Annotated in this window: 4 protein-coding genes; all 4 read right to left on the bottom strand. The window is 40.8% G+C overall.

From position 1 onward, the window contains the following. The coding region (locus Q8907_10275; GenBank protein MDP4274652.1) for a glycosyl transferase at nt 1-1,595 on the bottom strand (1,595 nt) is incomplete at its 3' end. A 51-nt stretch (nt 1,596-1,646) separates the two neighbouring features. After that, entirely contained in the window at nt 1,647-3,260 is a 1,614-nt protein-coding gene (locus tag Q8907_10270) for an MFS transporter (protein MDP4274651.1), read from the bottom strand. A gap of 20 nt (nt 3,261-3,280) precedes the next feature. Next, nucleotides 3,281-4,027 carry an NUDIX domain-containing protein gene (locus Q8907_10265; GenBank protein ID MDP4274650.1) on the bottom strand — a complete coding sequence of 249 codons (747 nt, stop codon included), beginning with the start codon at nt 4,025-4,027 and terminating at the stop codon, nt 3,281-3,283. Nucleotides 4,028-4,436: 409 nt separating this feature from the next. Next, nucleotides 4,437-7,325 carry a response regulator gene (locus tag Q8907_10260; GenBank protein MDP4274649.1) on the bottom strand — a complete coding sequence of 963 codons (2,889 nt, stop codon included), beginning with the start codon at nt 7,323-7,325 and terminating at the stop codon, nt 4,437-4,439. Between the last annotated feature and the right edge of the window lie 211 nt (nt 7,326-7,536).

Raw genomic sequence — 7,536 nt, 5'->3', positions numbered from 1 at the left:
TTTTTGCACAGTTCAACATAATCGCGGCCATAAATCACAAATAAACCGGCAATCATAATTGATTCAGCCTTGGAACCTTCAGATTTATTTTCGGTTGTCTGAAACGATTCATCCGGATCATTAGAAAAACAGTTAAGATTCAGGCAATCGTTCCAGTCGGCACGGCCGATAAGCGGTAATTTGTGCGGGCCAAGATTGTTCACCACATGATTGAAGGATACCGTCAGATGATCAAATAAAGTGCGGGCTACAGAAATATCATTGTCGAAAGGCACCATTTCATCAAGAATTCCGAAATCACCTGTTTCCTTGATATAGCTGATCGTTCCAAAAATAAGCCACATCGGGTCATCGTTGAATCCGCCGCCTATATCGTTATTCCCCCGTTTGGTAAGAGGCTGGTACTGGTGATAGCAACCGCCGTCAGGGAACTGGGTTGAAGCAATATCTATGATCCGCTCGCGGGCACGTCCGGGTATCTGGTGTACGAAACCGATCAGATCCTGGTTGGAATCCCTGAATCCCATGCCACGGCCGATTCCCGATTCGAAAAATGAAGCAGAACGGGAGAAACAGAAAGTGATCATGCACTGGTACTGGTTCCAGATGTTGACCATACGGTCGAGCTTCTCATCACCCGAAGAAACCGAGAATATACTCAGCAGGTTGTCCCAATATTCTCGGAGTTCAGCCAAAGCAGCATCTACTTTAGCCGCTGTATCAAACTTTTCAATAGTCTCCTTGGCTTTTTTCTTATTGATAATATTTTTTGATTCCCATTTCTCGTCCTCCTCATTTTCCACATATCCCAGGACAAAGACAAAATCTTTAGCTTCGCCAGGCCTCAGTTCCACTTCAATGTAATGAGAAGCAATGGGAGACCATCCGTGGGCTACGGAATTATTGGGCTTGCCTTCTTTTACAACCTGTGGCTCGCCGAAACCGTTATAAAGGCCGAAGAAGGATTCACGATCGGTGTCATATCCACTGATGGGCACATTCACCGAATAATAGGCATAATGGTCACGGCGTTCCTTATATTCCGTCTTATGGTAAATTACAGAATCTTCGATTTCAACCTCACCGATTGAAAAGTTCCTCTGGAAATTTTCCATATCGGTTGCCGCATTCCACAAGCACCATTCAACAAATGAAAAAATCTTAAGCTTTTTTGTTTCATTTGAATGATTGGCCAAGGTAAGCTTTTGCACCTCAGCCCGGGTTTTCAAAGGAACAAAATAAAGCACGGAAGCGTTTATCCCGTTTTTTTCACCCCTGATGATGGAATAATTCATTCCATGGCGGCACTCGTAACTGTCAAGTTCGGTTTTGCATGGCTTCCAGCCCGGCGACCAGATGGTGTCGCCATCTTTGATGTAGAAATATTTACCGCCATCGTCCATAGGCACATTGTTGTACCTGTAACGGGTGATACGCCTGAATTTAGCATCCTTATAAAAGGTATAACCACCGGCGGTGTTAGAAATAAGTGAGAAAAAGTCCTCGTTACCCAGATAATTAATCCATGGCCAGGGAGTGCGCGGGTTATCAATCACATATTCCCTGTTTTTGTCATCGAAATGTCCGTATTTCATTTTCGAGTAATTTTAATTTTAAAGTCAGTTTTAAGGTATAAGGGGAAATTATTATATCACAGGGTTTGCAAGTTCACTGGCCCTTCTTTCATTAAGTTCAATGGTAATTGCATCCATCTTCTTTTGATTTAAAGGATAGACAGTCATCACAGCGGCAGCAATCAGAGCAATAATAGTCGGAATCCAGCTCATCAGCATGATGATACCCGGAACTGCGCCCTGAATGGCAACAGTATCCTGTCCGTTGTAATGAAAGGCAGCCAGAACAAAGCCAATAATGGCACCAGCAACGCCGCCACCGAATTTGGTTGCAAAAGAACCGGCCGAGTATACAAGTCCGGTAGCCCTTCGGCCATTCTTGTACTCGGAATAATCGGCAGCATCGCCCAACATGGCAAAAAAGAGGGTCGGGAATATGGCAGCACCGAATTCAGAGGTAATGCCAATGGCAAATATGGTTTTTATATCCGCCGGTCCGCAAAAAGCAATTAAAGCATTGACAACTCCGGAGAAAATCAGGGCATAAATGAACAAATTCCTTTTGCCAAAACGCTTGCCCAGGGGGGATGTCACCATGGCACCAGCAATGGAAGCCAGCATCAATCCGATCATATAGGAGGCAGCCAACAATTGGTTGTGGATATAATGCGAGAAATAAATAACAATGATTCCTTGCTTGATGGAATTATAGACATTAAACAGCAGACCAATGGCCAGCAAAACCAACCAGGGCCTGTTGGTTATTAAATCTTTCAAATCCTTGCCCAGATTTGTCTTTTGAGCCTTTGGCGGCTGAACGCGTTCTTTGGTGCCGGCGAAAGTCAGCATCAGAAACAATGATAAAAAGATTGACATCAGATAGATGGCATGGCTGTATCCTTTTTTCTGGTCAATGATGTTGATATCCTTTGGTTTAAGATTAGCTTCACCAGCTACAATGAAAGAATATTTCTTTTTTGCTTCCATTGAAAAGCTCTTTCCCTGGGTAGGTACATTCTGGCTCGCACCTATATTCGCATTGGCCCAGGAGAAAAGGGCAACGCCGTTTTTGGTTTTAATATTTACATTTTTAACTTCCTGGCTGGTCGAAACAGTTACTTCATATTTCCTGTTATCCATCTTATTCAGGCTGATGGAGGGATCTATATTTCCATAATGTGCAACCAGGAACAATAAAGCACCCTGAACCAGCATACCGCCGGTAAAAGCACCAACCATACGGTACGATCCCAGGCTGGTACGCTCCTTGTCGTCGCCGGTCATGACAGCCATCAAAGCGCCGTAAGGAATATTATTTGCCGTATAAATGAAGAAAAATATCAGATAAGTAGCATAAGCATAAATAATTTTACCGCTTGGTCCGAAATGAGGAGTGGTAAACAAAAGCGACAAGGTCACTCCCAGCGGGATTGCAGTCCATAAAATCCAAGGCCTGAACTTACCGTATTTTGAATTTGTCCTGTCGCAGATTATACCCATGATCACATCGATAATACCGTCACTCATTCTGGCAATCAGCATAAGTAATCCGACAGCAGCGGGATTCAGTCCAAAGACATCAGTATAAAAAACGAATAAGAAAGTAGCCACGCCGCGCCAGGCGATATTCGCGGCTCCATCCCCCAAGGCATAACCAATTTTTTCCTGTAGTTTTAATTTTTCCACGATGATTAGGTTTTAAAGTATCAGATTAAGAAAACGGTCTTTTCTTTCCGGGTCTTTTCATAGACTTCACGGCTGAACAAAAACAACTGGGCCGGTTTGTGGGCCACACCTTTTTCCTTTTCCCTTAAAGGAATGATGTAGTGCATCTGTGAAATCTTCTTTCTGAAATTACGTTTGTCGAAAGTGCTGCCGAACAGCGATTCGTATAACTTCTGCAGCTGGGTGAGGGTGAAACGTTCGGGCAGCAATTCAAAAGCAATCGGTTCAATTTTCACTGTATTGCGCAAGGCCTCCAGTCCTTTGTAGAAAATCTCCTTATGATCAAATGCCATTTCCATATCAGCCACGGCATCCACCGGGAACCACTGAAGTTTCTTTTCTTTATGAGTAAGAGTTACTTTTGTGTTATCGATCAGCGAGAAATAACCTACCGTAAGAATGCGGTCGGAAAATCCGCGGTTTATATGCCTCAGCCAAAGCTGGTCTTTCGCTGCTGCAACACGGCGGGTACTGCCGAAAGCGTAAAATTGCTGAAGGTATATGTTATCGAGTCCGCTCAAATCCCTTAAAATACGGGCAGCCGCGCTGTCCAGATCTTCGTCTTCATAAATATGATAACCCGCCAGCGTATGGTCATTGATAAGCAACTGGTTGGTGACTTTATCCTTAAGTTCACGTTCTACCAGGAGCACATTCAGCCTCTCAAAGTCGAAACCAAAGATGACACAATCTACTGAAACATTAGGTACTATCTTATGTGCAATCATTTCACAAAAAAACCGGTTATTAAATAAGTACTTAGTGTACTTTTTATACTTACAAATATATGTGATATTTCGTATGGTGATCAACAATATTCAAATATTTTACATTGAATTGTTATTGTGCAAATTAAAAAATTTATTTTCCCAATAAATGAACACTCTTTACAAGAAATTTTCTTAAAAAAATTCAAATTGCATCAAGTAAACGATGAATTTTTACAAGAAAAAAATTTGCTTAATGGCTGGAATTGTAGAAATTATACAGAGTTATTGTAATTATTACAATTATAAGTAAGGGGAAATTTCTTTACGATATCAGGATAAAGACGGGCAAAACAGGAATTGTTTGATTAGAAAGACACGATATAATCAGAAAAATATTTAAGGAATTCAGTTCAAGTATTTAAACAGTTCAGTTTTTTAAAGGATTATTGCAATATTTTCCGACGACAGCATAAAGTTCCTCAATTTTAACAGGTTTGGGCAAATAATCATCCATGCCGGCATTCAGGCATTTCTCCTTGTCGCTTTGCATGGCATAAGCAGTAATGGCAACAATTGGAACATGTGTTCCGGCGATTTTCTCATATTGACGGATCGAAACAGAAGTTTCATAACCATTCATTACCGGCAATTGTATATCCATAAGCACCAGGTCATACCTGTCTTTTTTAAATTTTTCCAATGCTCTTGTACCATTATCGGCCACATCAATTTTCCAGTGGTTTTTTTGGGCATATACTTTCATCAACTCCTGATTGTTGGGATCATCCTCAACCAATAATATATTTAACCCCTGAGGTTCTGCCCTGGTTTCTTCATTTTCAGAAAAAATTTTTGTTTGATCACCGGCATAGGGAATGCCAAAAGGAAGTATGACAATAAAAGTACTGCCTTCATTGAGCCGGCTGTGCACTTCAATCGTCCCCCCCATCATTTCAACAAGTTGTTTTACGATTGATAAACCCAAACCTGTACCCTGATATTTTTTGGTCAGGAAATTTTCCAATTGCCTGAATTCCTCAAAAATCAGATCAAGTTGTTCTTCAGGGATTCCAATTCCTGTATCTTTAATGGTAAATTGAATAAAAACCCTGTCCCCCTCCGTTTTTACTTCTTCAACTCTTAAAGTAATAGAGCCTTTTTCCGTAAATTTTACAGCATTCCCGATTATATTTATCAATATCTGCCTTAAGCGTGTAGGATCACCGGTTACTACTTCATGTTTTAAAGGCAATTGCTCGTAATATGCCTGAAGTTGTTTGCTTTTAATAAGTATCCTGAAGTTACCGCAAACTTCATTGGTCAATTGCAAAAGGTCAAACTCCCGGGAATCAAGTAAAGTCCTTCCGGCTTCAATCTTGGACAGATCGAGAATATCATTGATGATGTTCAAAAGTGATTCGCTTGAATTCTTAACGATGTTAAGCATCTTAAGTTTTTTCTCTTCGCTTTCCAGGGAAGTCAACAACTCAGTGAAGCCTATGATGGCATTCATCGGGGTTCTGATTTCATGACTCATGTTAGCCAGGAACTGACTTTTTGCCAAATTTGAAGCTTCAGCCTTTTCTTTGGCTTCAAACAATTCCTGCTCCATTTTCTTACGCTCGGTAATATCGCGCATGCTCAGGACTATTCCTGAGATAATGGGATTGTGCAACATGTTCACAGCCAGGGTTTCAACATACCTTAAATTTTTGTTTTTATCCACCAACCTGTAGTTTGCCACACAAGAACTTTCAGAGCGGCTAACCAGCTTATGAATAATGTCCATGAATTTATGAACATCATCGGGGAATATAGCTTTCAAGGTATTTAGGCCAGTCATTTCTTCAGCAGTATAGCCAAAAGATTTCTGCACATTCGGAGTGATATAGATCAGATCCCCCTGTTCGTTTAAGATTCCGATAACATCGGACAAATTTTCGGTAATCGCCCTGAAATGTTCTTCGCTGGACCTCAGTTTCAAATCAACCATCTTCTTATGTATCTTTACTGAAGCCTGATTGATGATGGTTTCTGCCATATTGCGGACTTCTGTACCAATTTTTTCAGAAGTAAAAAGGCTGACACTGCCATAGTTTTTCTCACTCCAATTGAAGCCCATGGTATAGAAAAAACGTATATCGAGAAACTTTTCCAGGACAGAGCAGATATTTCCCGGAATTTTTCCCATGCTTAGCTCATGCAGGCCTCCGTCTATGTTGATCAGCCTGTGAGACATATATATTTTTCTATGTTCGGGATTACGGGCATTAATCAGAAAATTGATATCAAGCGGATTCATCCCAATTATCCTGCAAATGATATCGAAAGTATCGTCAAAACCATAGGTCTTGACGATATGGATATACTTCTCTTTCTCGTCGATCAGGCTAACAACCATATATGCCTGAGGTATGATAGAATGTAAACTTACCGTAATTAATTTCAGAATTTCCTCAATATCTTCGAGTTCATTAAGCGAAAAGGCGATTTTTGATAGCAGCCGCAGATTCCGGATATAAAACGCTTCCTTTTCTTCCAACCGCTTACGTTGAGAAATATCACGAACAGCGCCAATCAACAAGGGGAGGCCATTCTTATTGGCCAGTAAACGGCTGACTTCTTCAACATAAATGGTTTTGCCTTTACTGGTAATTAACCTGAACTCCAGAATCGATTTGTTTTTCCCGGCTTTTAACCTGGCCAGTTCAGCCTCTACTCTGGATTTATCCTCTGAACTCACAAATTCAAAAATGTGATGGCCGATTAATTTATCCTGTTCAACATGATAAAGTCTTACTACATTATTGCTTACAAATTGGATGATTCCCTCCAGGTTCATGGAGAATACTACATCAAGGGTATTTTCAATCAGAGTCTGGTATTTTTCTTCGCTATTCCTGAGTGCAAGCTCTGTTTCCTGTTTTTTCCTCCGTAATTTAAATTCCTTAATCTCTCTTTTTAAAGCAGGAACAAGACGAGAGAGGTGCCCTTTGATGAAATAATCATTTGCTCCGGCCTTCATGGCACTGACTGCAGCATTCTCGCCCATTGTCCCGCTAATCATGAAACAGGGCATGTCGCTTTTGAGCTTATGGATAATTTCCAGTGCCTGGATTCCATCAAAATGAGGCATGGAATAATCGGTAAATACAAAGTCCCAATCCTGCTTCTCCAGGGCGAATGAAGTATCTTTGGGCGTTTCCACCCTCTCCCATGAGACTTTGTACCCTCCTTTTTTTTCTATTTCATGGACCAATAAAAGTGCATCGTCTTCAGAATCATCTATAATCAATATTTTTAAAGGAGTAATCATAATGAATGATATAAAATGCTAGTGTTCCAGAACATTTATTTACAACCTTCATTGTAATTTATACTGATTCAGAAGAGACAAGATTCATAAAGCCTGGCCATTAGTTAAAAAACAAGTTAATATCATCATCAGGATTGGTAATCCGGGCAATGCCAAAGTTATCCACAAGGATTTTGGCAATATTCGGAGAAAGGAAGCCAGGTAATGTCGG

Source organism: Bacteroidota bacterium, from assembly GCA_030706565.1.
GTDB lineage: Bacteria > Bacteroidota > Bacteroidia > Bacteroidales > JAUZOH01 > JAUZOH01.
This window is presented reverse-complemented; position numbering and strand designations above follow the sequence as displayed.